Annotated in this window: 28 protein-coding genes and 1 other RNA gene; 20 read left to right on the forward strand and 9 right to left on the reverse strand. The window is 44.7% G+C overall.

All coding sequences use genetic code 11. The features are described from left to right. The first annotated feature begins 89 nt into the window (after nucleotides 1–89). Nucleotides 90–755, forward strand: a complete 666-nt coding sequence (locus OCU90_RS04870; RefSeq protein ID WP_017078856.1) for a hypothetical protein — start codon at nucleotides 90–92, stop codon at nucleotides 753–755. Between the two features lie 154 nt (nucleotides 756–909). Here the strand turns inward: OCU90_RS04870 and tesB are convergent, their stop codons facing one another. Continuing rightward, nucleotides 910–1,770, reverse strand: a complete 861-nt coding sequence (tesB, locus tag OCU90_RS04875) for an acyl-CoA thioesterase II (protein WP_026012255.1) — start codon at nucleotides 1,768–1,770, stop codon at nucleotides 910–912. Nucleotides 1,771–1,938: 168 nt separating this feature from the next. On the opposite strand from tesB, the gene OCU90_RS04880 reads away from it, so the two are divergent. Next, nucleotides 1,939–2,379 (forward strand): YbaY family lipoprotein, encoded by a 441-nt coding sequence (locus tag OCU90_RS04880; protein WP_048616800.1) that lies wholly within the window; start codon nucleotides 1,939–1,941, stop codon nucleotides 2,377–2,379. A 75-nt stretch (nucleotides 2,380–2,454) separates the two neighbouring features. Here OCU90_RS04880 and OCU90_RS04885 read toward each other — a convergent pair whose 3' ends face one another. Continuing rightward, nucleotides 2,455–2,757 (reverse strand): MGMT family protein, encoded by a 303-nt coding sequence (locus tag OCU90_RS04885; RefSeq protein ID WP_061022809.1) that lies wholly within the window; start codon nucleotides 2,755–2,757, stop codon nucleotides 2,455–2,457. Nucleotides 2,758–2,808: 51 nt separating this feature from the next. On the opposite strand from OCU90_RS04885, the gene OCU90_RS04890 reads away from it, so the two are divergent. Then, on the forward strand, nucleotides 2,809–3,552 hold the full coding sequence (locus OCU90_RS04890) for a VP0952 family biofilm-associated protein (RefSeq protein ID WP_017064066.1): 744 nt from the start codon (nucleotides 2,809–2,811) through the stop codon (nucleotides 3,550–3,552). A 196-nt stretch (nucleotides 3,553–3,748) separates the two neighbouring features. After that, nucleotides 3,749–3,845, forward strand: an RNA gene (gene ffs, locus OCU90_RS04895) — signal recognition particle sRNA small type. A gap of 104 nt (nucleotides 3,846–3,949) precedes the next feature. Here the strand turns inward: ffs and OCU90_RS04900 are convergent. Next, a complete protein-coding gene (locus OCU90_RS04900) occupies nucleotides 3,950–4,711 on the reverse strand; it encodes a transporter substrate-binding domain-containing protein (RefSeq protein WP_061022807.1) in 762 nt (253 codons plus the stop codon). Between the two features lie 287 nt (nucleotides 4,712–4,998). Between OCU90_RS04900 and OCU90_RS04905 the strand changes: the two genes are divergently transcribed. The 4 genes from OCU90_RS04905 to OCU90_RS04920 all read left to right on the forward strand — a co-directional run bounded on the left by OCU90_RS04905 (nucleotide 4,999) and on the right by OCU90_RS04920 (nucleotide 8,156). Beyond that, nucleotides 4,999–6,048, forward strand: a complete 1,050-nt coding sequence (locus tag OCU90_RS04905) for an HlyD family secretion protein (RefSeq protein WP_061022805.1) — start codon at nucleotides 4,999–5,001, stop codon at nucleotides 6,046–6,048. A gap of 72 nt (nucleotides 6,049–6,120) precedes the next feature. After that, nucleotides 6,121–7,134 (forward strand): DUF2955 domain-containing protein, encoded by a 1,014-nt coding sequence (locus OCU90_RS04910; protein ID WP_061022803.1) that lies wholly within the window; start codon nucleotides 6,121–6,123, stop codon nucleotides 7,132–7,134. Beyond that, complete coding sequence (locus OCU90_RS04915; protein ID WP_017062227.1) at nucleotides 7,097–7,564, forward strand: MarR family winged helix-turn-helix transcriptional regulator; 468 nt, start codon at nucleotides 7,097–7,099, stop codon at nucleotides 7,562–7,564. Before OCU90_RS04910 ends, OCU90_RS04915 begins: the two co-directional genes overlap by 38 nt. A gap of 52 nt (nucleotides 7,565–7,616) precedes the next feature. Further along, on the forward strand, nucleotides 7,617–8,156 hold the full coding sequence (locus OCU90_RS04920) for a lipocalin family protein (protein ID WP_048614744.1): 540 nt from the start codon (nucleotides 7,617–7,619) through the stop codon (nucleotides 8,154–8,156). 64 nt (nucleotides 8,157–8,220) lie between these two features. Here OCU90_RS04920 and OCU90_RS04925 read toward each other — a convergent pair whose 3' ends face one another. Further along, nucleotides 8,221–8,559 carry a hypothetical protein gene (locus tag OCU90_RS04925; RefSeq protein WP_050650325.1) on the reverse strand — a complete coding sequence of 113 codons (339 nt, stop codon included), beginning with the start codon at nucleotides 8,557–8,559 and terminating at the stop codon, nucleotides 8,221–8,223. A gap of 237 nt (nucleotides 8,560–8,796) precedes the next feature. Here OCU90_RS04925 and OCU90_RS04930 point away from each other — a divergent pair, with 237 nt between their 5' ends. The 5 genes from OCU90_RS04930 to OCU90_RS04950 all read left to right on the forward strand — a co-directional run bounded on the left by OCU90_RS04930 (nucleotide 8,797) and on the right by OCU90_RS04950 (nucleotide 12,006). Then, a complete protein-coding gene (locus OCU90_RS04930; RefSeq protein WP_050634771.1) occupies nucleotides 8,797–9,630 on the forward strand; it encodes an AraC family transcriptional regulator in 834 nt (277 codons plus the stop codon). A 104-nt stretch (nucleotides 9,631–9,734) separates the two neighbouring features. Continuing rightward, entirely contained in the window at nucleotides 9,735–10,463 is a 729-nt protein-coding gene (locus OCU90_RS04935; protein ID WP_061022801.1) for an AzlC family ABC transporter permease, read from the forward strand. A gap of 2 nt (nucleotides 10,464–10,465) precedes the next feature. After that, a complete protein-coding gene (locus tag OCU90_RS04940; protein WP_048658203.1) occupies nucleotides 10,466–10,795 on the forward strand; it encodes an AzlD domain-containing protein in 330 nt (109 codons plus the stop codon). 50 nt (nucleotides 10,796–10,845) lie between these two features. Beyond that, the gene (locus OCU90_RS04945; protein ID WP_061022800.1) at nucleotides 10,846–11,151 is read left to right on the forward strand and encodes an NIPSNAP family protein; all 306 of its coding nucleotides are present in this window, start codon (nucleotides 10,846–10,848) and stop codon (nucleotides 11,149–11,151) included. Between the two features lie 81 nt (nucleotides 11,152–11,232). Further along, nucleotides 11,233–12,006, forward strand: coding sequence for a ribonuclease H1 domain-containing protein (locus OCU90_RS04950; protein WP_061022798.1), 774 nt, complete (start codon nucleotides 11,233–11,235; stop codon nucleotides 12,004–12,006). Nucleotides 12,007–12,191: 185 nt separating this feature from the next. Here OCU90_RS04950 and OCU90_RS04955 read toward each other — a convergent pair whose 3' ends face one another. Then, on the reverse strand, nucleotides 12,192–13,340 hold the full coding sequence (locus tag OCU90_RS04955; RefSeq protein WP_061022796.1) for a glycosyltransferase family 4 protein: 1,149 nt from the start codon (nucleotides 13,338–13,340) through the stop codon (nucleotides 12,192–12,194). A gap of 295 nt (nucleotides 13,341–13,635) precedes the next feature. Between OCU90_RS04955 and OCU90_RS04960 the strand changes: the two genes are divergently transcribed. The 6 genes from OCU90_RS04960 to OCU90_RS04985 all read left to right on the forward strand — a co-directional run bounded on the left by OCU90_RS04960 (nucleotide 13,636) and on the right by OCU90_RS04985 (nucleotide 18,518). Then, on the forward strand, nucleotides 13,636–14,562 hold the full coding sequence (locus OCU90_RS04960; RefSeq protein ID WP_061022794.1) for a glycosyltransferase family 2 protein: 927 nt from the start codon (nucleotides 13,636–13,638) through the stop codon (nucleotides 14,560–14,562). 16 nt (nucleotides 14,563–14,578) lie between these two features. Then, the gene (locus OCU90_RS04965) at nucleotides 14,579–16,015 is read left to right on the forward strand and encodes a lipopolysaccharide biosynthesis protein (RefSeq protein ID WP_061022792.1); all 1,437 of its coding nucleotides are present in this window, start codon (nucleotides 14,579–14,581) and stop codon (nucleotides 16,013–16,015) included. Nucleotides 16,016–16,152: 137 nt separating this feature from the next. Further along, complete coding sequence (locus tag OCU90_RS04970; RefSeq protein WP_029405092.1) at nucleotides 16,153–16,485, forward strand: hypothetical protein; 333 nt, start codon at nucleotides 16,153–16,155, stop codon at nucleotides 16,483–16,485. A 130-nt stretch (nucleotides 16,486–16,615) separates the two neighbouring features. Continuing rightward, the gene (locus OCU90_RS04975) at nucleotides 16,616–17,230 is read left to right on the forward strand and encodes a LysE family translocator (protein ID WP_017089636.1); all 615 of its coding nucleotides are present in this window, start codon (nucleotides 16,616–16,618) and stop codon (nucleotides 17,228–17,230) included. A gap of 37 nt (nucleotides 17,231–17,267) precedes the next feature. Continuing rightward, a complete protein-coding gene (locus tag OCU90_RS04980) occupies nucleotides 17,268–18,044 on the forward strand; it encodes a phosphotransferase family protein (RefSeq protein WP_017092568.1) in 777 nt (258 codons plus the stop codon). A gap of 39 nt (nucleotides 18,045–18,083) precedes the next feature. Further along, nucleotides 18,084–18,518: a GNAT family N-acetyltransferase gene (locus tag OCU90_RS04985; RefSeq protein ID WP_017092567.1), complete on the forward strand. Its 435-nt coding sequence runs from the start codon at nucleotides 18,084–18,086 to the stop codon at nucleotides 18,516–18,518. A gap of 42 nt (nucleotides 18,519–18,560) precedes the next feature. Here the strand turns inward: OCU90_RS04985 and OCU90_RS04990 are convergent, their stop codons facing one another. From OCU90_RS04990 to OCU90_RS05005, 4 genes are all read right to left on the reverse strand, one after another. After that, a complete protein-coding gene (locus OCU90_RS04990) occupies nucleotides 18,561–19,028 on the reverse strand; it encodes a DUF3429 domain-containing protein (protein ID WP_017092566.1) in 468 nt (155 codons plus the stop codon). Continuing rightward, nucleotides 19,025–19,570, reverse strand: coding sequence for a glutathione peroxidase (locus tag OCU90_RS04995; protein WP_017092565.1), 546 nt, complete (start codon nucleotides 19,568–19,570; stop codon nucleotides 19,025–19,027). The genes OCU90_RS04990 and OCU90_RS04995 overlap by 4 nt, the downstream gene beginning before the upstream one ends. Nucleotides 19,571–19,680: 110 nt before the next feature. Next, nucleotides 19,681–21,000 carry an ABC1 kinase family protein gene (locus tag OCU90_RS05000; protein ID WP_061022791.1) on the reverse strand — a complete coding sequence of 440 codons (1,320 nt, stop codon included), beginning with the start codon at nucleotides 20,998–21,000 and terminating at the stop codon, nucleotides 19,681–19,683. Nucleotides 21,001–21,222: 222 nt separating this feature from the next. Next, complete coding sequence (locus OCU90_RS05005; RefSeq protein ID WP_061022841.1) at nucleotides 21,223–21,609, reverse strand: thiol-disulfide oxidoreductase DCC family protein; 387 nt, start codon at nucleotides 21,607–21,609, stop codon at nucleotides 21,223–21,225. Nucleotides 21,610–22,010: 401 nt separating this feature from the next. Here OCU90_RS05005 and OCU90_RS05010 point away from each other — a divergent pair, with 401 nt between their 5' ends. Then, nucleotides 22,011–23,801, forward strand: a complete 1,791-nt coding sequence (locus OCU90_RS05010; RefSeq protein ID WP_061022790.1) for a hypothetical protein — start codon at nucleotides 22,011–22,013, stop codon at nucleotides 23,799–23,801. The last annotated feature ends 110 nt before the right edge of the window (nucleotides 23,802–23,911 follow it).

Here is a 23,911-nt window from a genome sequence, read left to right on the forward strand (position 1 = left end):
GCTACGCCTAGTTACGCATTAACAATCGTCTGAGCTTAACTATCGTCTCAGTTTAGATATCGCCTCTGCGATAAAGAAAAGGATTATTCATGTTTGCAAAAGTATCTACCGCTATCCAGCTGGTATTGGCGGTCGCCATTTTTTACTTGGGTTACACCATCTACTCGTTTACTAATAAAGTAGGGGAGATCGTCGATACTTATCCGCAGGTTATCGAAGATTTATCCGGTCTCACTAAAGGGCTCAAAGTGGAAGAGCTGCTAGCGTTTGCTGAACATGTCAGCGAGCTTGCTCCTCAAGTTTTGAACACAGTCGAAGAGGTCAGAAAGACGATAGATGACGTGAATCAAACCGTTTCATCGGTCGACAACAAAATCCCTGCGATATTAGATGAAGTAAAAAATGTTCGAACGGAAGTTGAGCAGGTCAGAACCGATGTTATTCCACCAACATTAACTGAGCTGAAACGATACCGTGTGGATGTCATGCCACCGATGCTCGCTGAAAGTAAATCGTACCGCGAGCAAACTATCCCCGCCGTTGTTACTGAATCTGAAATGCTAAGAGCGGAAGTGCCGAATATTTTGGTGCAAGCTAATTTGTTGGCAGATAAGAGTCAAGCTTTGGCTCAGGACGCTGCAGAAGGCGCTGTGAAAGGTGTGGTGCTATCACCATTTAACCTTCTGCGAGATGCCGGAGATGGCATCAAAACACGAGTACAGAGCGAGTTTGAGCCTACGCTAGAAGCAGAATAGATTTTAGTCACTCTTAAGTGACGGCTTTTCGTTAGTGTTATAAAAAAGAGAGGCTAGGTATTAAACCTAGCCTCTCTTTTTGTTTTCTCGTACATATTTTGGGCTTATAAAAAGCGTTTATTCGCTATTTATTTGAACGCTATTTATTTGAGCGTTATTTAGTAAAGCGCATCACACCTTCTTGTACTGCTGTCGCTACGAGCTCACCTTTCTGATTAAAAATTTCGCCGCGCACTAGGCCACGAGTGTTCGCCGCCGTCGGGCTTTCAATCGCATAAAGCAGCCACTCATCCATTTTGAACGGGCGGTGGAACCAGATTGAGTGGTCAATCGTCGCCACTTGGAAGTTGGGCGTCATGATTGACACTTCATGTGGGTGAAGTGCTGTCACCAAGAATCCCCAATCGGACGCGTAAGCCAGCAGGTATTGGTGAATCAATTGGTTGTCTGGCATTGCGCCATTTGCTCTTACCCAAAGGTACTGCTTCGCTTCCGCCTTCTTAGGATTGAGTGGATTCACGACCGTTACAGGGCGCATCTCAATCGGCTTTTCACCACAGAAGGTTTTACGCAGTTTCTCTGGTAGGAACTCAGCAATGTGGCTCGCTAACTCGGTTTCAGATGCAAAGTTCTCTGGCCCAGGAATATCAGGCATTGAAATCTGGTGCTCAAAGCCTGGAGCATCACCGTGATAAGAAGCCGTGAGATAGAAAATAGGGCGGCCATTTTGAATCGCTTTCACACGGCGCGTGCTGAAGCTGCGTCCATCTCTTAGGTTCTCAACATCGTAAATAATTGGCTTTTCAGGATCGCCAGGAAATAGAAAGTAACTATGAAACGAGTGCACACTACGGTCGTCTTGAACGGTATAACGAGCAGCAGAAAGCGCTTGCCCTAATACTTGACCACCATAAACCTGTGGTAGACCTAGGTTCTCACTTTGCCCGCGGAACAGACCTTCTTCCAGCTTCTCTAGCTGAAGTAAACTTAATAATTCTTGTAAAGGTTGACTCATCGCCAGCATGCCTCTTGGTAAAATGGATGTCAGATTATTGTGTTAATCATTTAGCTTAGTCAGATATCTGTCAATAAATCATAGGGTTTCAAGACAGAATATGAAAGCTCTCTTATAATTGGTGGGTAGATTTGCCGAGTCCGGCAAACATGTTGAGAGAAATTGAATATGAAAAAGGCTCTAATTCTTATTACGTCTTTAGTATCGTTTGGCCTACTTGTTGGTTGCCAAGCAACATCAGAAACGAACGCTTCTCAGGAAGTGGTTGCAGAGAACACTCAAGTGATTTCAGGAACAGTAAGCTACCGTGAAAGAATTGCATTGCCAGAGAATGCCGTGGTGACTGTTACGCTAGAAGACATCTCACTGGCTGACGCACCATCGACAGTTATCGCAACTCAAGAGTTCACCACAGACGGTAAGCAAGTACCGTTCGCATTCGAGCTAAGCTACGACAACGACAAAATTAAAGCTAACCACCGTTACAACATGCGCGCAGCGATTCACGTTGACGGTAAACTGCGTTTCACTACTGACACTATTAAGTCAGTAATTACTGATGTAGAAAATACACAGCAAGCAGACCTACGTTTGGTTGGTGTTCGTTAATCAGAAATCGATGCCACTGTTAAGGCATCTTGATTGGCTTAACTTAGCCAGTTGAATCAGCGATTAGTGGCAGCTCTAGGGCTGCCATTTGTATATTCTGAGTTTGATCTTTCCTGCATCACTCACCTCAATCCCTTCTTTAATCAAATGCTGCTTTTGTCGGGCGAACGAATCACCCTTTAAAGATATTTCACCCTTGCTGTTTATCACTCGATACCAAGGCAGTTTGCTACCTTCTGGCAGGTTACCCAGCGCTTTACCTACATGGCGCGCATAGCCCGGAAATCCTGAAAAACGTGCTATGTCTCCATAAGTTGTTACTTTCCCATATGGAATTTGGTGAATCACAGCAAAGATTTGAGGCAAAAATTGGTCCATACTAAATGTTCCTAGTTCATTAATACCACGGATCGGTAGAAGGAGAGGGCTATGGTATTTACAACGTTTCAGTTCTTGATAACCACATTATTAGCGGTTGTCTGCGCGAGAGCAATCAGTTTAAGTGAGGGAGATATCCCAGTACTTGCAATGGTCATTCCTGCTTTATGGATTCTGCCGCAAGGAGGCATCGCAGGATTAGCTTTGCTTGTTTCCATGACCACTTATGGTCTAACCCTTCCTTTGCAGCCCATCACGCTGTCTGTCAGTGCGTGGGTACTATTCCCGCTATTGATGGTGGTCTTCTCAAGACGTAGTAGTTTGTCAGTCGTGATTATTTCCGGCCTAATTGTGACTACTTTGCAGGTTGGGATCATGGTGACACAATCAGCAGGCAAGCTTGAAGGCGTCCCGTGGGTTACCACACTTCAGACCTTATCAATCATCGTGATTTGGTGGGCGGCAAATCATCTTAAGCCAGCCAGCCGACACAGCTGGTGGTCATTAGGCTTAATACTTCCATTATGGATAGCCGATTTACCTTATGCCGCTTTGGTTGCCTTGTGTGTAACGGGCATCATGGCATCGATGGAAACGCTGACGCGCTTGAAAACCTTCCGCTGGAATAAACTATTATGTTGGACACTGCCAACGGTCGGTTTTGCGGCTCTGGTGATTACTCCAAGCATCGAAGTGCCTAGTCCAGTCTTTGTGGTGTGGTTGTGTCTATTAGGTACCGCGTGGATGACAGACTACATCATTCGCACAGAAGATAACGAAGACATCGATATCTAGTACACCAGCAATCCAAACCTTCCAAATGCAGGTAAATGGTGAATTTACCTGCGATTTTCTAGTGGTTTGAATAAAGGATAAGCACTTAGACCGCAATTGTTCAAAAATAGGGTGGAAGGGCTTGCAATGGTTGCTGTGATGCTTAATAATCCAATCACTCTTTGAGGCAAGCCTCTTAGAAAACGAATCTATGGGGGCCTGGTCCTCCCGCAACAATAGCTCGTGAACTCGGTCAGGCCTGGAAGGGAGCAGCCGCAGCGAGTGACTTGTGTGCCGGGATGTGGCTGGGTTCCCACCCTTTAAAAAAGCCGTTACTTATGTGACGGCTTTTTGCTATCTGAAGCTTTTTAAAGTGAACAACAGTTCGCAATTAGTTTAGTCCACACTGCATACCAAACTATTCGTAAATGCTGTATGAAAAGTACTTACTTGCGATTTTTTGATGCTGACCATTGTCGATCAAGCGCTGGATACCGTCATCAATAAGATCTTTGAGTTCATTATCTTGTTTTCGTACCGCGACACCAATACCACGCCCGAACCATTTTTCTTCTGTAAATTTAGGACCCGTAAAGTGGTAGTCCTTACCTTGTTCCGTTTCAAGAAAGCCCGCATTGAGTCCCATAGAACCACCAAACACGCTATCTAGGCGCCCGTTGAGTAAATCGGTAAAGGCTTCGTCGAATGATCCATAACGCTTGATATCTACATTTGGGTAGATCTCGGAAAGGTATTTGTCACCAATGGTAGCGCGCTGAACCCCAATTGTTAGTTCATTTAAGCTGCCGTCATCCATATTGATTTCACGCCCCTTTTCCATGACAAAACGAGTGGGAACTTTAGCGTAAGGCATAGTGAAATTAACTTTCTTTTCTCGCTCTTCAGTGATAGTCATCGCAGCAATGATTGCGTCGTTTTTTCTGCTTAAAAGCGAAGGGATAATCCCGTCCCAGTCAGTTTTTGAGATAACGCATTTTACTTGTAGCTCAATACATAGAGCATTAGCCAAGTCGACTTCAAATCCTTCTAATTGGCCGTCTTGTGTCGTCCAGCTGAATGGTGGGTATGCTCCTTCCACCGTAAATCGGATTTGCTTCCAATCTTTTGCGTAAGTAAATACTGAGAAAACACTGACGAATACAACAAATATCCACTTCATTTTTATTTCCTTATAGTTTTAATGGATAAGTATGGTTAATCAAATGTTAAAAAATATCAATGTTAATGCATATCATTGTGAGCAAAGGCATTAGATAACTTCTGGAACTCTTGTTTCCCAAACTAATTACACGACTTTTTTTTATCTAAATTTCTATTTATATCTTTCATAAACAGTAACTTGCTGTACTTACCGCAAGATCTTTAAGATCCTCTCCTTTGATTTATGTTGCACCTGAAACAAAATTTAATATAATGAGCGCATTATTTTGTTGCAGGTGAAACATTATGGCTAATAAAGCGTATCAATGGATGCTCTATCTAACACTTGGCACCAGTGCCTTGTTTGCTCTTTTCTTGGTGGCAAGTGACAACCTTGCGCCATTCACAACTCAAGCTCAATTGCACATTCCAACCAGCCGTATTGCTGCAGAAGTGTCGGCGCCAGTGGTGGAGTTGGCTGTTAAGAATGGTCAGGATGTAAAAAAAGGGGACGTGCTAGTTCGCTTAGATCCAACTCGTTTTGAATTGGCGTTAACTCAGGCTGAAGCGGCTTTGGTTGAAGCAGAGCAAAGCTATGAAGCAAACAAGCAGCTCTTGCATGGTGCAGAAGCGACGTTACGTCAGCGCCAACACGAAGCTGTGAATGCCGAGAGAAAATTGAAGCGTAACCAGCAATTGATTTCGAGAAAGCTTGTTAGCCAAGAAACGCTAGACGATAGCCGAGCGGACACGATTGTAAGACAGCAAGCCGTCGAAGCTGCGCAAGCCGATATTGAGCAGATAAAAGCTGAGCTTGAGAAAAGCAGCGACAACGGTGCTTTGGCTGTTGCTCGAACTCGCGTTGAACTGGCGCAATTGGATTTGGACAAAACGACAATCGTCGCGCCTGTTGATGGCGTAATCAGCAATCTCAACCTTAACTCAGGAACCTATGTTGGCGCTGGCAGCCCCGTTTTGTTTTTGGTTGATCGCCAGCATGCTTGGATTAACGCAGACTTCAACGAAAAGGGCAGTGCAAATCTGACTGCGGGAACAACCGTTCGTTTGGTGTTTGATGCAATGCCTGGTGAGGTATTTGAGGGAAATATTCAAGGGCGTGAACTGGCTATCTATGATGCGAGTAGCGACAACAGCGGCCTCGCGAAAGTCGTGAACGATGATCGCTGGATTCGAGACCAACAAAAAGTGCGTACACAAGTAACGCTGCCGTCACTTGATCACTCATTGTTCTCAGGCTCTAAAGTGAGCGTGATGGTGGTGCCTGAAGCGACGTTTTGGGATGTGATCGGAAGTGCATGGATGGAAGTGCTAGCTCGCATTCGCTACGTAGTTTAACTGTGCTCTTCAATCATCGACTAACTGACTACCCACTGACGAAATAACGATTTACGACCTAAGAGGCAGATTATGAATAACGAAGTTCGAGGCCCGATTAACTGGTCTGAAGTAGCTTGGATCAGCGCTATTGTGTCTTTGGGTATGTTGGCTCAACTTTGGCTACAGCTAGGTGTTGCGGCATACCTCGCTCTTTATCCGGTAATGGCGGCGACCAAGATTAACGACTACTCAGTGAGAGGTATGCTCAAAGCGTTTCTCCCTATCTTGGGTGTCGCTTGTGTGGCTCTGCTTGTCGATCAGTTATTTGCCTCACACCCGGCAGTGGTTTGGGTGATCAGTTTATGGGTATTTGATTTAGCAAGAAGGTGGGCCGACACGCCAGCCAAACTTGGGAAAATCTACATCCCATTGCTCAATTGGTTTTTGGTGATTGTGTTTGCACAACATGGCCCAATGCCAATGACGGACTGGGTTCGCGATATAGCAGTGAGCATGGTGACGACCATGGTTGTGGTGAGATTTGTGATGCTGTTCTTAAAGCCGCCCAAAGCGATGCCGCCGCTGCCAATGCAAAGTGTTCCTGTAACGTACCAGCAGCGAGTGATATATGTGGTCATGCTTGGCGTTGGTTTAGCATTTTTGATGATGGTCGATTTGATTGCCGCGACGTTCTGCATGATGCCTGTGATTATTGCGGCTGCGCAAAGTGAACGCATGAACTATCAAATGGTGGTGAAAAACTGTTTACAAGCCCACGTTGGTGGTTGTGCATTGGCGTTGGTCTTCGTCACCTTGTTAGCGGGGCAACACTCCTATAATTGGGTGTATATCATTGGACTAACAAGCTTGGTGACCATGATAGCAATTTGGATCAGCGGCAGTCGTGGTGGCGTGCGAGGTATGCATACTGAAGCGATGTTAGGAACTATGCTACCATTGCAACTCTATGTTTCAGCAACCGATCTTGGTTTGCAAGATACCTACTTTCGTGCAGAGTTAATGTCCATCGTGTTGGCATTATTAGTGGTCTGCCAAGGAATTATATATGGAAAATCAACCAGCATTATCCATCACCGGAATTGATGCACTCGACAGCAATCCTATGTTCTTAATGGGCTTTGCTTACAAACAGTTTCGAGCTCAAGTTACCGCTGAGATGGGCACCACTTCGGGCATTTCTCTAGAGATGTTTGGTGCGCTTCGAGTGTTAGATAAGCATGGCAAAATAACTCAGCAAGAGTTAACCAATTACTTGCTTCGAAATCGCTCTGTGACCAAGCGTTTGGTTGATAACGCGATTAAGCTGAACCTTATTGAGGCCAGCAAGAGTGAAACGAACAAAAAGGTAAAACTTCTTTCTTTAACGGAAGAGGGCAAGAAGCTTGCCGAATATTGTGAGCCTATGGTCGATAGTATCAGCGAGCAGTTTCAGAGTGCGTTGAGTGAAGACGAATCCAAGCAGTTACAGACCTTGTTGGCTAAGCTTGTAAAAACAGACCAATTCGTCGACTGATTATGCGATCGAAGGTGTGGGTCTAATAACCATCGAATAAAGAGTAAGTGGCATGACATACAAAATATTAGCGATGCTAATGATTAAGCTGTTGTTTACGTTTCGTGGCAGTAAACCCACGTCTAAAATTCCCGCCTCTGACTTTGATGCCGAACGCTTCGCTGGTACATGGTATTCCGCTTGTTATATCCCGCATCCATTGCAATCAAAGCTCGGTTCTTTGTCGTTTAGCTTTTTATTTGAATCTGACGGTAATCTTAAGCTGACAACTCGAGGCTACAACGCGAAAAAGAATGAGTGGAAGACCAAAGAACGAGCCGCAACATTTAAGGGCTCTCAAACCGAAGCGTGGTTTTCAGTCGAAGCGAATAGCCCTTATGAGAAGCAGAGAAAGGTGATTTTCTTGAATGAAGATTACACTCAGGCTTTGTTGGTGGGTCCTACCAAAAATACCTTACAGATCTTGTATCGCACTGCAGAGTTCACTAAACAAGACTTAGACTCGCTGATTGAACGGGCGCAGAGCATGGGTTTTAAAACCAGTAAGCTAGTTCGTGTGTCACAACATATCAATGATGTGCCTGAACAATAAAGTAAGTTCGGCTAGTCCTGACTAGGTAGCTCGGCTAATAAGCAAACAACATTGCTAACCCGTCCTAATTCGCAGGCAACACTACTGCCGATGCTTCTTCGTCTGAATCTTCTTTGTCTTCTACTTGGTCAGCAACCCAGTCAATTGTCTTTGTTAGATAAAGCTTGTTGGTTTCGGTATCACACCAACTCTTGGATAATCCTCTTCGATTGAATTCACTGCCAATAGCTGCGAGTGTCTGGTTACTTGAGCGCCCGTAATACAAGGTGTCGCACAGTTGCAGGTTCGACATGGATTGTGGGTATGTGTTAACCGACGAGGAGTTCATGCTCAGTGCTTTGGATTGATTGTGCGTACAGCCTGTAAGGCTCAGGAAAAAGAAAAGGATTAGCGTATTTTTCATGTTGTATCAGGTCTATTGCCGATGATTTGAAGACAGTATTGGCGTGTATGATTAAATTATTGTCAATTTTTTGCCAACTAGTTATAGACCAAGACTTTCCTCCCAGTTAGAAAGCGTTATTAAGCCAACGACAAAAACGGTATTAACAAACAAAAGCGCAATTTTGTACAAAAGCTGAAAGAGACTATAGAGTAGACTGAATAAGTCGCTCGATAATCAACAGGCTTGGAAATTGTTATGGAGAACAAGAAACGCTCTAAAGAGAAGGCCGAATATAAGATAACCGAAGAGCTCGGTGGCCTTGAAATTCTTAATGCTGAATACGAAAAGCAGAACTTCTCGCGCCACAGCCACGAGGGCTATACGCTGGGAGTCATCGAGCAGGGCGCTCAGCGTTTCTATCGAACGGGCGGACATCATATTGCACCACAAAATGCGATTATTCTGGTCAATGCCGACGAAGTTCATAGCGGTCACTCTGCCACTGAAGGCGGTTGGGCGTATCGAGCCATGTATCCACTCCCAGATCAACTTGCCAAGATCACTCAAGAGCTAAACCTACCCAATTACGGCGCGCCTTACTTCCCAAGAGCGGTTGTTGAAGATCCTGAACTCGCCAATCAATTGAGATTAGTCTTTAACACGATTGATGAATCTGACAATCGCTTGTTAAGAGAAACCTTGATGTACGGGATGTTGGTTAAACTGATTAGCCGACACGGAAAATCGCCGCTTAACCCTCAACTCGACGGAAAAACTCAGCGCCAGCTTGTCTTGGTGAAAGAGTTCTTAGATGATTTTCCACAAGCCGATGTGTCCCTCGAGGAGCTGTCTAAGTTAGCGGCATTGAGTCCGTTTCACTTAGTGCGTTCTTTTCAAAAAGAGTTTGGTCTTCCGCCACATGCGTATCAAATCCAATCTCGGTTAAGGCTTTCGCGTAAGTTATTGAAACAAGGACATACCATTTCAGACACCGCGCAAGAGTGTGGCTTTCACGACCAAAGCCATTTTCATCGACACTTCAAAAAGGCCAATGGCTACACGCCGGGGCAATACATTAAAATGCTCTAAATCGGACACCTTAATTGGTTCGCGAAATCGAGCAAGTTTGTACAATCGAACCGACTCAACTCTTCTTACATTGAATAGCGAATGTAAAGAGAGAAAAGAATGATATGGACAGTGAAACAATGGATAGACGAACACAGTTATGGAAGGGCGTTTTAGCGGGAATGCCTTTGAGTATTGCGGTAATCCCTTGGGGAATTCTTGCGGGCTCATATGCGATAGATGCTGGATTGAGTCAGCTTCAAGCGCAAGCGATGTCGGCTATTTTGTTTGCTGGCTCAGCGCAACTTGTCGCCGCGGGTATGTTCAAAGCGGGTATTGGTTTAGGCACCATGTTGTTGACTACCTTATTCATCACCTCAAGGCACTTTCTGTATAGCGTATCGATGCGTGACAAAATCAGCCATCTTCCTGCGCGTTGGCGTCTATTACTCGGTTTTTGGCTCACCGATGAGCTGTTCGCGATTTGTAGTGGGCAGTCTCAGCAAGAGTTTAATCGTTGGTACGCTGCGGGTGTAGGTGGTGGTTTTTACCTCGTTTGGAATATCGCGAGCTTCGTTGGCATTGTCGCGGGAAGCCAAATTCCTTCGCTTAATGAGATTGGGCTCGACTTCGCGGTTGCAGCAACCTTTATCGCTTTGGTGTTCCCACTAATCCGAACTCTACCCGTCGTGGTGTGTGTGGTTGTTTCACTGGTCACTTCGGTTGCCATGTCGGTTAACAATATTGAGGGCGGGCTAATGATTGCAGCGATTGCCGGTATGTTAGCGGGCTTTTTCAGTGAATCGTTCCAAGAGCGAAACAACGGTAACAAGACAATCGTGGAGGGGAAATAGAGATGATTTGGTTAACGATATTCCTCATGACTGCGATTGTTTTCTTTAGTCGGTATCTGTTTCTTGAGCCTGCGATCCCGCTTCGACTCAATCAAACCGCAAGACGCCTATTACGCTATTCAAGCCCAGCGGTACTGACAGCGATTTGGGGACCCATTGTATTTGCTCCTGAACAAACATTTTGGCCAAGCCTTGAAAACCCATACTTGATAGGTGCGGTGGTGACTGGCTTGCTGATTTGGAAAACAGGTAATGTGCTACTTACTATCGGCGTCAGTATGGGGGTGTTTTTGTTCTATAACCTTGTAGCGGTTGATTACCTTTTCTCTTGAGTTTCAGCCTAGGCTTTGTGTTTCTCCTATTCTTTAAGGGCTGTATAAAAATGATTACTTGTTATGTTCGATATGTGATTGATCCTAAAAAGGTAAATGAGTTTGAGGCATACGCAAAAATGTGGATTCCTCTGGTCGCTAAATTCGGAGGTCAACACAATGGTTATTTCTTACCGTCGGAAGGGGCGAACAATATTGCCTTGGCGCTGTTTACCTTTGAGAGTTTGGCTGCCTACGAAGAGTATCGGGTTAAGTCGCTGAGCGATGTTGAGTGCATTAAAGCGTTTGAATTTGCAGACGAAGTTGATTGCATCGTGAGTTATGAACGCAGCTTTTTTAGACCTGTTTTAGAGTGATAGACCTTGCAACGTATAGCGTGGTGGCATCTAATGTACTGATTCACTGTTTGTGTGTTTAGGTTTTGGTAAGGAGTTAGTTTGGCTAAGAAATATTATGTGGTTTGGAAAGGTCGTACACCGGGTATTTTTACCACTTGGAACGAGTGTAAGGCGCAAGTCGATGGCTTCGCTGGCGCGAGATATAAATCGTTTCCAACACTAGGTGAGGCAGAGTCTGCTTTCGGTGGTAAAACGTCGTCTGCGTCAGGTTCTACAGCGACAAAGCCAAGCTCTGCGGGTAAGGCGACGAAAGCAAAGGTGCCGCCTCTTTCGGAGCAGCAAATCACAGATATGCCTTTTGATATCAAGATCTTTACCGATGGTGCATGTGAACCAAATCCTGGTGAAGCGGGGACGGGTTTAGCGGTCTACCAAAATAACCAGTTAACAGAACTGTGGTATGGCTTGTATCAGCCTGTTGGTACCAACAATACCGCTGAGTTGCATGGCCTTAAACAGGCGTTTTTGCTTGCGAAAGATAAGTTAAACGCAGGCCTCTCTGTAGCGATTTATTGTGACTCTAAGTACTCAATTGATTGTATTACTAAGTGGGCAACGGGTTGGGAGAAAAAGGGCTGGACTAAGTCGGGCGGCGAGATCAAAAACCTCGATATTATTAAGCCGGCGTATGCGCTCTACCAAGAGCTGGCTTCAAAAATTACCATCTACCATGTGAACGGACACGTTGGTATTGAAGGTAACGAATTGGCCGATAGAATGTCGATTGTGGCTATCTCATCGAAAGAGCAACAACTCGCTCAATATCGTGACATCGACGATATTGAGTCTATTTTGGCACTGCGAGCAGGCTAGTTAGGCTTCTTAATGAAAAGCTACTGAAAGCATAAGTCGCGATCATTGGGCAGTGCTAAGTTGAGCGTTACATTTCAAATTGATGTAGCGCTCTTTTGTTTTTGTGGTGCTCCGTTTTCTTATGGTGCTTAGTCGTTCTTGTGAGGCGTAGCAGTCCTTGTGATGCTTACTGCCTGAGTTAATCCTTATTGAGCTGGGTTCTCTATCCAACGAGATAATTGCTGAGCTTGTTTGATCGAATTAAAACTGTCTTTCACTCTCTCACGTGCCTTTAACCCCATTGATGCTTTATCGTTGCTGCTTAGTTGCGCGAAACGCTCAATCGCTTCTCTTAATTCTTCCACATTCTTTTCGCTAACCACAAAACCTGTCTCTGGTGAGACGATCTCTTTGCATCCCATGATGTTGGTGGTAATAACTGGCGTTCCTACGGCCATCGCTTCTTTTAAAACCAGTGGTCCTGTATCCACACACCCAGTTTCGGAAAAACAGAAAGGCGCGATTAGGCTGTCATAGTTCGATAGTTTCTCTTTCACCCACTCGTGAGGTTTCGCGCCAAGAAAGGTCACGTTTCGAGTTAGCCCTTGCTCTTTGACCTGTAACTTTAATTGTTGCTCTAAATCGCCCGTACCAATGATATCGAGATGAATGTCGAGAGGTTCGGCAATCGGCGCCAATGCATCAATAAGATGGTGAATACCTTTTTGCTCTACTAATCGGCCAAGAAAAACGAGACGAAGTTGTTTCGTTTCGGTTTTTGGGTTGAGTTGGAATTGTTTGGTATTAACTCCGCAGTGCAGGAGCTTAATGTTTCCTTTCGCCATGGTATTGAAGTCAGCAAGCATGTCTTTACACACTGCAACCACAAAATCACTCGATGAGATTTTATGTTCAATGTCATAAGCGAACTCGTAAACATCATGACCGTGAGCAACGAATGAACAGGTGATATTCAGCAGCTTTGCCGCGACGATGGCGTGAGCTGTGGTGTGCTGACAGAAATGCGCGTGAACGTGTTCGACGTCGTTTTCCGCGAGTTGCAGCGCCAGTTTGAATCCATAAGCGAACAGTGATTTTTTGGGCATACTGGTTTGCTTGGAAACAAAGGATACCGCCCGGAGAAAGCCAAACCAATTGATGCTGGCTATCTTACCCGCCCGAACATCCTTACCAATTTTTATGATGTCATAGTCAAATGACTTTTCACTCTCTTCTATCTCAAATGCCATCACGCAAACATCGTGTCCACAAGCTTTCACTGAGTCGACTTCTGTTTGAATGAAGGTCTCACTGAGTACAGGGTAGGTTGGCGCCACAAATGCTACTTTCTTCATTTTTTGCTCCTTTGACTAATGCTATTAAAGTCAAATAAGCAAAATACGAACCAAGATAAAATCGTAGTTTTGGAGGGCTTTTCGATGGTTTTCCGAAGGTTATCCCCCAAGAAGTCGCTCATTTTCTCAAATTGATAATCAAATTGGAGTTTTGACGCTCATGTCTGATCACCCTGTTCGTCATTTTGAGAGTGTCTGCGTAGGTGACTGATCTAAAAGTGATTTCATAGCAATACACTCTCGGCATAGAACATGCAACGTCAGCCATATAACGTATAATTCTGAGGGCGTCATTATGGCTAAAGTAAGTGTTGTTATCCCTACCTACAACTGTTTGGATTACCTGCCGAAGGCAATTGGCAGTGTACTCAAGCAGACTCATCAAGATGTTGAGCTCATTGTCATTGACGATAACAGCAACGATGGAACGTCGACGTATCTCGCGTCAATCCATGATGAACGCATCATTAAATTATCCACTTTGGGTGTTGGCGCGCCTCAAGCTAGAAACCTAGGGATTGAAAAGGCGACCGGAGAATACATCGCTTTTTTAGACGCGGACGACTTCTGGTTTCCAGAAAAAATTGAGTGCCAACTCGAATTTCATCAACGATACCCAGATCTCGCGATGAGCTTTACTAACTACGAACACCTTACTGAAGATTACCAAGTGATAGTCGACTGCTTTAGTTACTGGTCGCAGTTTCAAGACCAAGACGATCTGTTCATCAATATCGAGAACCCGTTGGAGTTCATCATTGAAAACAATGTGATTGGAACATCGACGGTCATGGTAAAAGCGGATGTGTTTTCTCAAACAGACAGTTTCAATGCTGACATTAAGTATGGGGAAGATTGGGAACTGTGGCTTCGAATGAGTGAAAGCCATCAGATCGGTGTGTTGAACTCCGTGCAGGTTGGTTACTTGATGAGAGCGAGTTCCGTTACCCAAACTGAAAGTCTTAAATTGAGAAATTTGCAGTCTATCGAAACCATTCTTCAACGTTACCAAGATGACAGTCTGAGATGGAACTTACCGACGTCCAGTTTCAAAATTGCAAAGGCAAGAATACTAGAAGGTTACGCCGACTATTACAGAGGCTTACAACAGAACCGACGGGCCATGTCTTATAGCATCCGCTCGTTAGCGTTGGCTCCGCAAAAACGAACGTTACGACATCTACTTGGAGACTGTAAGAGTTTCCTAATGCCTGCATTGTAAGGAATAGGTGTCTGCTATGGGGTCACTAAAACAGTCTGCCTATTACGCCATTGGCATCGTGATGATGAAAGGGATCTCGCTCGTGATGATCCCCTATATCACCCATAAGATGACGTTGGTTGAATACGGTTCTTTAGAAGCCATTGTCTTATTGGCTGACATCGGGACGATCCTATTTAGCTTTGGGATTGTTGAGGCAATGTACCGGTATGTGGGCGTCGCTGAGGGTGAAGAAAAGAGAAAGCTTGTCTCGAACTGTTTCACGTTGAGTGTCTTGGTCTGTGTGCTAGGTGGGGCTTTAATTGCTCTTAGTATGCCGTTGTTGTTACTGATGTTGCCCGTCGAGTTTCAACCTTATCAAATCCTACTTTTGCTAATACCGACCATGTTAGATGGTGCGATTTCGATTCCGCTAACATTGATGCGAATGAATGCGATGGCTAAGCGCTTTTGCATGCTCAATGTAATGAAGGCGAGTGTGCAAGCTGCTATGACGTTTGCATTGCTTGAAGCGGGTTATGGCATTGATGGTGTACTAATATCTGCCGCTGTTTCGAGTGTGTTATTGATGCTGTGTTTACTGCGTTATCAATGGCAGGAGATGGGCTCATTTGGCAGCCTCAAATACTCCGCTAAGATCCTAAAATTTGGATTGCCCACGTTAGTCGGTGGTGCTTCTATTTACATGATTACAGGCCTAGACCGTTGGGTGATGGCAAGCTTTGTTGGTGTTGAAGAACTTGCAATCTATGCGGTCAGTGGTAAGTTTGCGTTGCTTCTTGGCTTACTACTACAGCCTTATGCTTTGTGGTGGTTTCCTAATCGGGTGGCCATGCTGCAACAACCTGATGGTAAGAAAGAGTGTGCGGACAGAGCGCTAGTCGGCGTTAATCTGGCCATTGTGTTGGGTTGTTTGATGATCCTCACTGTACCCGGTTTTATTACTTTGATTTTGCCCAGCAGTTATCAATATGCGGGTACCATCGTCGTGGCACTCTTGGCCATCGGCGTGATTAAGAATGCAGGGGATTACCTTAACCTTGGTTGTTTTAGCGGTGACTCAAGTCAGTCGCAAATGTGGATACAGGGTGGTTGTGCGATCTTAGCAACCATTGGCTATCTTGTTGTGACACCGATTTATGGCGTGTGGGCAGTGGTGGTGGTGCTTTGTGGTACTTATGCCGTGAGGTTGTCACTGCTCTATATCGTGAGCCAAAAAATGGAATATTTACCTTATGATCACCGTAAATGGATGGCAGCGTTGAGTATCGCCATACTTGCGATTACCAGTGACAGGCTTCTTGGTTGGGTGTTGATTGATGTACATGACTTTGTTTTAGGCAGTTTTGTGGCAATAGTGACGTTAGTCGTCTTTGTTCGATACTCTGTTATTCCTGTTCCGCAAGCGCTGCTTGATAAGTTAACGCTAGGTAAGCAATCACATGTAAGTTGAACTCACTTCATCCAGATCGCGGGATATCCTGATAAGCGTCTAGAAATATATGAATTATTGATAATAAAACACTGTTCATAATTATTTTAATTAGATAGTATTTATAAATATAACGAATACTAACGATGGAAAGATATATGAATAAGTGGATGTTGCTCCTTTCTCTGTTTTCAGCGACCTCATACAGCGCCTCTGATTTTTCAAGTGAGGGTATTACTGCTCCCGACTTCAATTCACCAGATTTCAAGCCGCCAGAAGTTTCTCAGCAGGAACAACACAATATCGTTTGTGAAAGCGTGGTCTGCAAATCAACGTCTGCACGCCCGTCGGTTCCTGTTGTTGGTGAAGTGCCCGATAGAGAGCTTAATCAAACCATCGAAACCCTTGCGAGTGCTATCTATATTGTCGGTGAAATTGGCGTCGCGGAAAATTTGTCTACGCCAGAATATGAGAAATTTTTTGAGAACTAATTAGCACGGTGCGTCAGAGAATGGTTACTGCTTTCAAATGTTGCTACCAAAGATATTAAATGCTGTTATAAAAGGTAAAGTCTCGTTCAACGATTCAATCACCGCGGCATCTGGCAATTAGGAAGCACCAATGGAAATCTGGAAGTTACTGCTGTTCATCCCCGCTTGTTTTGCGCTCAACATGACACCGGGCCCAAACAATTTGTTATCAATGAACAACGCCCGTTGTTATGGGTTTCAGGCCGCCTTTGTAGCGGGCTTGGGACGAATCCTCGCTTTTTCTGGCATGATTGCTTTGGCTGCATCCGGCTTGGCTGTCGTGCTTTATACCTCTGAAACTTTGTTTTTCCTTATTAAGCTATTTGGCGCGATGTATCTGTTGTGGATCGCGTTCAACCTATGGCGCTCACAAGCCAGCCCGGTCGCGGATATCGAGCGAAATAAGAACTGGTTTGGTCTTGTTAAACAAGAGTTCGCACTCGCGGCGGGCAATCCAAAAGCGATACTCATTTTCACTGCATTCCTTCCTCAATTTGTCGATGTTTCAGCGAACGTAAATACTCAATTCTTTGTGTTGGGAAGCACATTCTTAGTATTAGAAATGCTCGCGATTTCTATCTATGCCGCCTTTGGTTTATATCTACGAAATTGGTTTTCAAAACCTCAAATGGCCAAGCGCTTCAATAAAGCATGCTCTGTGTTTCTTGCCTTATCTGGTGCGAATTTGTTGGTGAGCCGTCAGTAGGGTTCGTTCTGCTGTTTACACGGATAGAAGGAATGCGATGAGTAATCAAGACCTTTCACAAATGGGTGCTGCGAAGGTTTCTTTAACTCAGCGTAATGGCTTTCCTTGTATACATAAACAAGGGGCTGGCGAGGTTGAAGTCGCTTTTTACCAACACGCAGCGCAGTATCTTGATGGAGTGAATACGCCTCGACTTCTTGCGGCCGATGGTTGTGAGCTTTTTCTCGAATACATTCCTAATTCGGTTTGTCTTACTGAGCTACAAACGACAAGTGACGTATTTCAGCAGATCGCGAGTATTCATCGTTCTCAATATCGACCAACATTCGAAGTTAAGCGCCATCAATGGAGTTTAGATGACACCACATCGGCTTTATCTTCCCTACAGTTGCCTCAAGTTACGCAAGACAGTCTTAAGTACATTCAATCGCAGAGTGATGCTCTTTTTAATCATGACACGTTAATTTCGGGTGACTCCAATGAAGGAAATTGGGGAAGAAGAGATAACGGTCAGATCGTGCTGTTTGATTGGGAGAGGTTTGGCTTTGGTAGCCCCGCGATAGACTTGGCGCCACTCGTTTCTCAAATGGGTACTCTGAAAGATTATGAGCTGATTGTTGAACAGTATCTTTGCCATAACACCTTGATTCCGCGTGAGGAATTAATAAAGCAATTGATCATCGCTAAAAGCTGGATCGTAATAGAAGTCACGAATATATTAGTCGGTCGTAACAACCCACAAGCTTCCAAGTACATCAATTGGTTTAGAGAGCAATTGCCAACTTGGCTGGCTTCAGTTGAAGGTCAGTTGTAGCTGAATCGCGGTTGTAGTTAATCTATTTAAGGTCGATGTATGAATGTTGTTTGTGCGGAAAAACAAGAACTGGCTGATATCTACCAGCTTGAACATGCTTTATTTGGCGATCACGCCTATCCGTTGTTTTTCTTTCGTCAGGCATTTGATTGCTGGGGGAAGGGCTTGTTGGTGGCGAAACAGGATTCGCAGGTTGCAGGCTACGTGTTAATGACGCCAACCGACAAACAACAAGAGTATTGGGTTTTGTCACTGGCTGTTGATACTGCTTACCGAGGCATGGGGATTGGCCGTTCATTGATGCAGCAGGCGATAGAAACCTTGCCACAAGATTCCAAGCTGTTGCTTACTGTTGATCCAAATAACAACTCGGCTTGTGAGCTGTACTTGTCGATGGGGTTCGTGACCATCAAGGAAGAGGGCAATTATTTCGGTGACGATGAGCCTCGTCTGGTCATGCAGCTCATCGTCTAGTTCCCGTTTCATTGTGTCTATTTAGATGCAGGCATCACGCGCTTAGGTCAACATCACGATACCATGCATCAACACCACGCTAGAGGTCAGTCGGGTTCGCATATCAAAATAGCCATCGGGGCCTTCACTTTGGTTCTCTTCTCTCATGGACCTTTCCGCTCGCCAAACCGCAATGTAGCCTAAGATCAGAATCAGAGTGGTGAGGAACTCTTGTTGCTCACCGAGCAGCACGGCTAGCCACGCTGCCAACACAATAACATTGCTTAGAATCAGAGCCTTGTTGCTGGATTGGCTTTCGAAGTTCTCTATCCCATTGCCCCACAAGATGCCCGACAAAAAGCTCAAGATAACCACGCTGTAGGTGATGAAGAGTGTTTCGCCGCTCAAGCTAAAGAATTGGCTGTCGGTGAGTGATAACAGTAGGCCGAATAAAAAGGGGGTTAAACCCATATAACCGAGCTTGGCCATGGTGTTGCGTGTTTGAGTTGTCTCCATGTAATCTGACCTCATAACTGCTGCTCTATTGCATTTTTGAGGGTACTACTGGTTGGCGATGTAGAGCTAGGGAAGGTTGCTACCACTTTGCCTTCTTTGCTGACCAAGAACTTGTAGAAATTCCATTTCGGTTTGACGCCGGCTTGTTGTTGGATTTCGGCAAAGACTGGATTTGCGTCAGGCCCAGAGAGTGAAGCGCGCGCCATCATCGGAAAGGTCACACCATAATCTAGGTAGCAGATTTTAGCGGATTGCTTCTCGCTTCCTCTGTCTTGGCGAAAATCATTACTTGGGAAACCAACAACCGTGAATCCTTGATCTTTATACGTTTGGTGAAGCTGCTCAAGTTGCTCGAACTGTGGGGTGAAACCGCACTGACTTGCCGTGTTCACGATCAATAAAGTTTTACCTTGAAACTCTTCACACAGCTCAATCTCTTCGTTTGAATTTAACAGCCTTTGTTTGCCGTTGAGTATCTCAGGGCAGCTAGCTGAAAATGCGAATGAACTTGTTAGGCTCGCGATCAGGGCGGTGGAGCACAGCAGTGAATGTTTCATAAGTCTGACTCATTTTAGTTGACGTAACTGTTATTACTGTTCAGCGACTTGAAATGATCACTTTAAAGACCAGAATTGCTTCAGTATCAGTATCAGCTATCGCTTAAGTGTCAATTGTCGCTTAGCAAATAGGGCTCCACCAAGCGCCTGATGTTTACCTTGGCTCCAAGGCGAGATGCCAGCAGGTACATGCCTCCAATCTTTCGGTGGAGGAATAGAGCGTCTGCTGGTGGCGTGTGCCAATACTCTTGTTCCATGCTGAGTATGGTTCCTGCTTCACGAAGCCTTTGTGCTAAACCACTGGCTTTGAAGTCGTAATCTTCATCGACAAGCATGGGTTCACAGGCCATTTTCACTAAGTTGAGAATCGCTTGGCGCTGGTCTGGGAGGATGGTCTCGCTAAAAAATCCAATTTGCTCTAGGGCTTTGTTTAACCCCTGCTCATCATGATTGACCACAGATGTGAAAGCCATGCGATAACCATCACTGAAGCGGTCGCTGTATTCACGGGTGGCACCGAAATCCAATAAGCCAACTTGTCGTGTTTGTTCCACATACAAGTAATTGGCGAAGTTGGGATCGGTTTGCACCATCTTGAAGTCGAATAACTCTCTGAACAGAAGCTCGAGCAAGCTGTGCATCACAAAGTCACGGGTGCTTTGATCGTAACCTTCTATTTGCTCTATCGAGACGCCTTCAATGAAGTCCATTGCGAGCACTGATTCTGAAGACATTTGAGGGTGAATTTTAGGTACAACGAAGTGAGAGTGTTCTTTTAATACATTGTGATAACGAGTCGCATAGTCAGCCTCGCGAGCATAATCCGCTTCGTCGTGGAGTTGTTTTTTTGCCTCTTCTAATAAGCCTTTGTAATCGACAGACTTGGGAATCAAACCAACGATATTGAGCAATGTACCTACGTTGTCTACATCACTGTCGATGCTTTTTCGAATGCCTGGGTATTGGACTTTTATGGCAAGTTTGTCTCCAGAGTCGCTATACGCTTGGTGAACCTGACCGATGGACGCACTGGCGATGGGCTTAAAGTTGAAGGAGATAAACTCCGCCTTCCAGTTCATTCCGAGTGAATTTTCTAACACTTGGCTGAGCTGTTTGGCTGGCAGTGGGTCAGCGTCTGAACGTAGGCGAGCAAGAATGTTGGCTAATTCGGGTTCAAGAATATCACCTGCATCCATTGACAGCATTTGACCGAGCTTCATCGCTGCCCCGCGTAAATGTGCCAGTTGATCGGTGAGCCGAGCAATGTTTTGTGGCGTTAGCAGTAAGTCTTTTGCTTTGGGCCTGTTGCCTTGTGCTATTTGCTTGGTGCCTTCCGTCAGCACATTACCCGCGACCCTTGTTGCCAGCGAGGCGAACTTACTGAATCTTGAAATACGATGGGTAGGTAGATTTCTTTCTTTTGCCGACATAAAGGTTCTCACTTAGTTATCAAGACTCACTACAAAGTTCTATAAACCATTACCCAACCGAATGTTTTGTTGTGGTAACGTTGCTCGCGAAACAGTAAACAGAATTTAAAGGAAAAAACATGAAGTTTATTTGGTTAAAAGTCGCGGTTACCGTTTTAGTTTTTGCTGCGCTGTTTGGTGTGGTGTATTACAAAGTCGCAAGTGGTATGTCTTAACCAAGTACTAATTTGTGCAGCTGTTACCATCGCAGCGTGACTTTCCAGTTAGCCAGAAAGAGACTTTGTATCGGTTCTTGGCAAACCGAAGATAACACCAGTCGGCCACTGGCTTGAATATCGCCCAACGTAAAGGGGCGTATAGCCAACCTTTTCCTACTAAGCGCCACGCTTGGTAGGTCACGTCTAAACCTAGCAGCAGTTTTCCATTCTCATCCAGTGCATGCAAAACGGTGTTGGCTGCGTCGGCATCAATCTGAGGGTAGTCTGAAAAGGCTTCACTGTAGATATCGATGGTTTGAATCTTATTTTCGACATCATGCTTTGCAAGTGCCGCCATCTCCTTTGCGCACAACGGGCATGTCCCATCGTAAAATATCGTAAGTTGTGTCATCGTCTGTTCGCCTATCATTTCACTACCTGAACCTTCAGTTACCCGTTAAGTTGGCACCCGTCAATTCAATCGCTTGTTATTCAATAATCTAGCAATGGCTACGTGATTGTACCTTTTAAAGATCACTCTCCTCGTATCAAAGCTAAAAAAATGTCTGACGTAGACACTTTGTTCATCTTTTCAAGTCCTTGATTGTTTGGTCAAATCTCGGGTTTATGGACAAAGGATAACAAAGCGTCCAATAAAGGTGTGCCTTCAATATATAAACATCAATTAATTCAACAAGTTGAACTTGGCTTGGAATATGCTCTATCGAACCTACGAATTGCTAAAGGATTTTCTCTAATTTGGGCATGGCAGAAAACCCTAAAAGCATAAGTATGGATAAATGGAGAGAGAACATGAAGGTTATAAATTATTTACTTAGTGTGCTTTTGTTGTTTAGTAGCCCCCAGTTGGTGTGGGCTACTGTTGATGTGATGGAACTCGATGGTAACGCGACCAGTGATAATAGTGGTATTGATTGGGATGACGTAAATGATCCTAACAGCATGGTTGGGATTGCAGAATTTTTCGAAAAAGACCGCAATGGTATCGACCAAATCTTTTGGAAGGGTGGATCAAAAGATGATTCCGACATTACGGATTGGGCGTTCCGTACCGCGTCACCACAACCAAAAGATGACTTTACCAATGCGTATGCCGCTGCCTTTGAAAGCGAAGGTGACTTGCTGATTTACTTTGGTGCAGACCGATATGCGAACAATGGTGATATGTACATTGGGTTTTGGTTTTTACAAGACCAGATTGGATTGCCGGATGGTAAAACCAAAGGCGACTTTGTTGGGCAGCATATCAATGGAGACATCCTTGTGCTGATTTCATTCCCACAAGCAAGTGGCGGTAATCCGTATATAGAAGTGTTGCAGTGGGATTTGAATAATGGCGATGTCACCGACAACATGACGAGAATCTTCCAAACTGACGGTGACCCTAAGTCGAATGATTTCGTTGGTGCAAGATGTGGCAGTGGTGCTGTCGGTGTCGAGAAGATATGTGCGATTTCAAATGATGATTCTATCGGGGCAATTGATCTTCCCAATGTACAAGGTTGGGAATACCTAGCGAAAACGGGTGAAACAACCTCTATTCCGACAGAGAGCTTTGTTGAAGGACGTCTGAATTTATCTGCGTTGTTGAACGATGAGTTTGGTATTGAGGATATTCCTTGTTTCAGTAGTTTCTTAGTGGAGTCACGAGCTTCTCGTTCGATTGATGCATCTTTGGCTGACTTCGTTGTCGGTTCATTCAGTTTATGTAGCATCAATATAGCAGCGACTTGTAACACAACCAGTTTTACGGTTGATGGCATGTTTAACATCGATTACACCGTGACGGTCACCAATGCTGGTCCTGGTTCGTTAGGCACCAACGGTGATTACGAAGTGGCCTTTTTATCTGAGTCACCAATCTTAGGCGCGCTTCCAGTGGTTGGTAATGGTGATGAAGTGTGGAGTGTCGGTGAGTCATTCTCATTCATGGGTAATTACTTGTCTGTAAATAATGGTGCCGTCGGTGTAATAGATGGTGCGGTGGATCTTGATGGGCTTATCGTGAATGCTCAAGCGCCAGTGGCCTATAATTGTCCACCAATAGACTTGAGCCCGATGGTTGAGATTTCTAAGGTGTGTAATAGCTTCTTAGAGGTTGATGGCGGCCAAGTTGTGCTTAAGAAAACCTATGATGTTGAAATATGTAATACCGGTGATATCCCATTGGCCATTGAATCGCTGGTGGATTCTAAGGATGACTCTTTGAGCCGTTCTGATTTACCTACTGAAGTAGTCAACAGCAGTTATTACCTCGACTTTGCTTTACCTTGTGATGATCTTGAGGATGTGACCACATGTGGTGCTGGTAATATGTGTAGTGCATTAAGTGCCGACCCTGAGCTGTTTGCTTGTAAAACGGGTGAAGGGGAGTGGATACCGAACTTTGGTGATGCGATTGGTCAAGTGTGTACACAAGTAAGTAAAACTTATGCGCCAAATGTGTTACCAACCGGAACTGCAGGAATGCTATCTAATCAAGTGACAGCAACGTTTGACTCGCTGTTCTTGCAACAAGCATTTATGGAAACATCGAACATTGCAACCTGTGATGTTTGTCCATTTACTGTTCCTGAGCCATAAGTACTCTCATTAATTGAGTACAACTGAACTCCAAAGCAGCCTAGTTCGTTAGGCTGCTTTATTAGTTATTAGTTATTAGTTATTAGTTATTAGTTATTTAGTTATTTAGC

This window comes from Vibrio splendidus, assembly GCF_024347615.1.
Taxonomy (GTDB): domain Bacteria; phylum Pseudomonadota; class Gammaproteobacteria; order Enterobacterales; family Vibrionaceae; genus Vibrio; species Vibrio splendidus.

What these genes read in the sequence shown, in the direction of transcription:
- OCU90_RS04900 (WP_061022807.1), bottom strand. Translation starts at nt 4,711, where the DNA reads ATGAAGTGGATATTTGTTGTATTCGTCAGTGTTTTCTCAGTATTTACT.
- OCU90_RS05005 (WP_061022841.1), bottom strand. Translation starts at nt 21,609, where the DNA reads ATGACACAACTTACGATATTTTACGATGGGACATGCCCGTTGTGCGCA.
- OCU90_RS04960 (WP_061022794.1), top strand. Translation starts at nt 13,636, where the DNA reads ATGGCTAAAGTAAGTGTTGTTATCCCTACCTACAACTGTTTGGATTAC.
- OCU90_RS04910 (WP_061022803.1), top strand. Translation starts at nt 6,121, where the DNA reads ATGAATAACGAAGTTCGAGGCCCGATTAACTGGTCTGAAGTAGCTTGG.
- OCU90_RS04935 (WP_061022801.1), top strand. Translation starts at nt 9,735, where the DNA reads ATGGACAGTGAAACAATGGATAGACGAACACAGTTATGGAAGGGCGTT.
- OCU90_RS04915 (WP_017062227.1), top strand. Translation starts at nt 7,097, where the DNA reads ATGGAAAATCAACCAGCATTATCCATCACCGGAATTGATGCACTCGAC.
- OCU90_RS04930 (WP_050634771.1), top strand. Translation starts at nt 8,797, where the DNA reads ATGGAGAACAAGAAACGCTCTAAAGAGAAGGCCGAATATAAGATAACC.
- OCU90_RS04975 (WP_017089636.1), top strand. Translation starts at nt 16,616, where the DNA reads ATGGAAATCTGGAAGTTACTGCTGTTCATCCCCGCTTGTTTTGCGCTC.
- OCU90_RS04985 (WP_017092567.1), top strand. Translation starts at nt 18,084, where the DNA reads ATGAATGTTGTTTGTGCGGAAAAACAAGAACTGGCTGATATCTACCAG.
- OCU90_RS04880 (WP_048616800.1), top strand. Translation starts at nt 1,939, where the DNA reads ATGAAAAAGGCTCTAATTCTTATTACGTCTTTAGTATCGTTTGGCCTA.
- OCU90_RS05000 (WP_061022791.1), bottom strand. Translation starts at nt 21,000, where the DNA reads ATGTCGGCAAAAGAAAGAAATCTACCTACCCATCGTATTTCAAGATTC.
- OCU90_RS04980 (WP_017092568.1), top strand. Translation starts at nt 17,268, where the DNA reads ATGAGTAATCAAGACCTTTCACAAATGGGTGCTGCGAAGGTTTCTTTA.
- tesB (WP_026012255.1), bottom strand. Translation starts at nt 1,770, where the DNA reads ATGAGTCAACCTTTACAAGAATTATTAAGTTTACTTCAGCTAGAGAAG.
- OCU90_RS04940 (WP_048658203.1), top strand. Translation starts at nt 10,466, where the DNA reads ATGATTTGGTTAACGATATTCCTCATGACTGCGATTGTTTTCTTTAGT.
- OCU90_RS04990 (WP_017092566.1), bottom strand. Translation starts at nt 19,028, where the DNA reads ATGAGGTCAGATTACATGGAGACAACTCAAACACGCAACACCATGGCC.
- OCU90_RS04885 (WP_061022809.1), bottom strand. Translation starts at nt 2,757, where the DNA reads ATGGACCAATTTTTGCCTCAAATCTTTGCTGTGATTCACCAAATTCCA.
- OCU90_RS04955 (WP_061022796.1), bottom strand. Translation starts at nt 13,340, where the DNA reads ATGAAGAAAGTAGCATTTGTGGCGCCAACCTACCCTGTACTCAGTGAG.
- OCU90_RS04945 (WP_061022800.1), top strand. Translation starts at nt 10,846, where the DNA reads ATGATTACTTGTTATGTTCGATATGTGATTGATCCTAAAAAGGTAAAT.
- OCU90_RS05010 (WP_061022790.1), top strand. Translation starts at nt 22,011, where the DNA reads ATGAAGGTTATAAATTATTTACTTAGTGTGCTTTTGTTGTTTAGTAGC.
- OCU90_RS04920 (WP_048614744.1), top strand. Translation starts at nt 7,617, where the DNA reads ATGACATACAAAATATTAGCGATGCTAATGATTAAGCTGTTGTTTACG.
- OCU90_RS04905 (WP_061022805.1), top strand. Translation starts at nt 4,999, where the DNA reads ATGGCTAATAAAGCGTATCAATGGATGCTCTATCTAACACTTGGCACC.
- OCU90_RS04995 (WP_017092565.1), bottom strand. Translation starts at nt 19,570, where the DNA reads ATGAAACATTCACTGCTGTGCTCCACCGCCCTGATCGCGAGCCTAACA.
- OCU90_RS04925 (WP_050650325.1), bottom strand. Translation starts at nt 8,559, where the DNA reads ATGAAAAATACGCTAATCCTTTTCTTTTTCCTGAGCCTTACAGGCTGT.
- OCU90_RS04890 (WP_017064066.1), top strand. Translation starts at nt 2,809, where the DNA reads ATGGTATTTACAACGTTTCAGTTCTTGATAACCACATTATTAGCGGTT.
- OCU90_RS04970 (WP_029405092.1), top strand. Translation starts at nt 16,153, where the DNA reads ATGAATAAGTGGATGTTGCTCCTTTCTCTGTTTTCAGCGACCTCATAC.
- OCU90_RS04965 (WP_061022792.1), top strand. Translation starts at nt 14,579, where the DNA reads ATGGGGTCACTAAAACAGTCTGCCTATTACGCCATTGGCATCGTGATG.
- OCU90_RS04870 (WP_017078856.1), top strand. Translation starts at nt 90, where the DNA reads ATGTTTGCAAAAGTATCTACCGCTATCCAGCTGGTATTGGCGGTCGCC.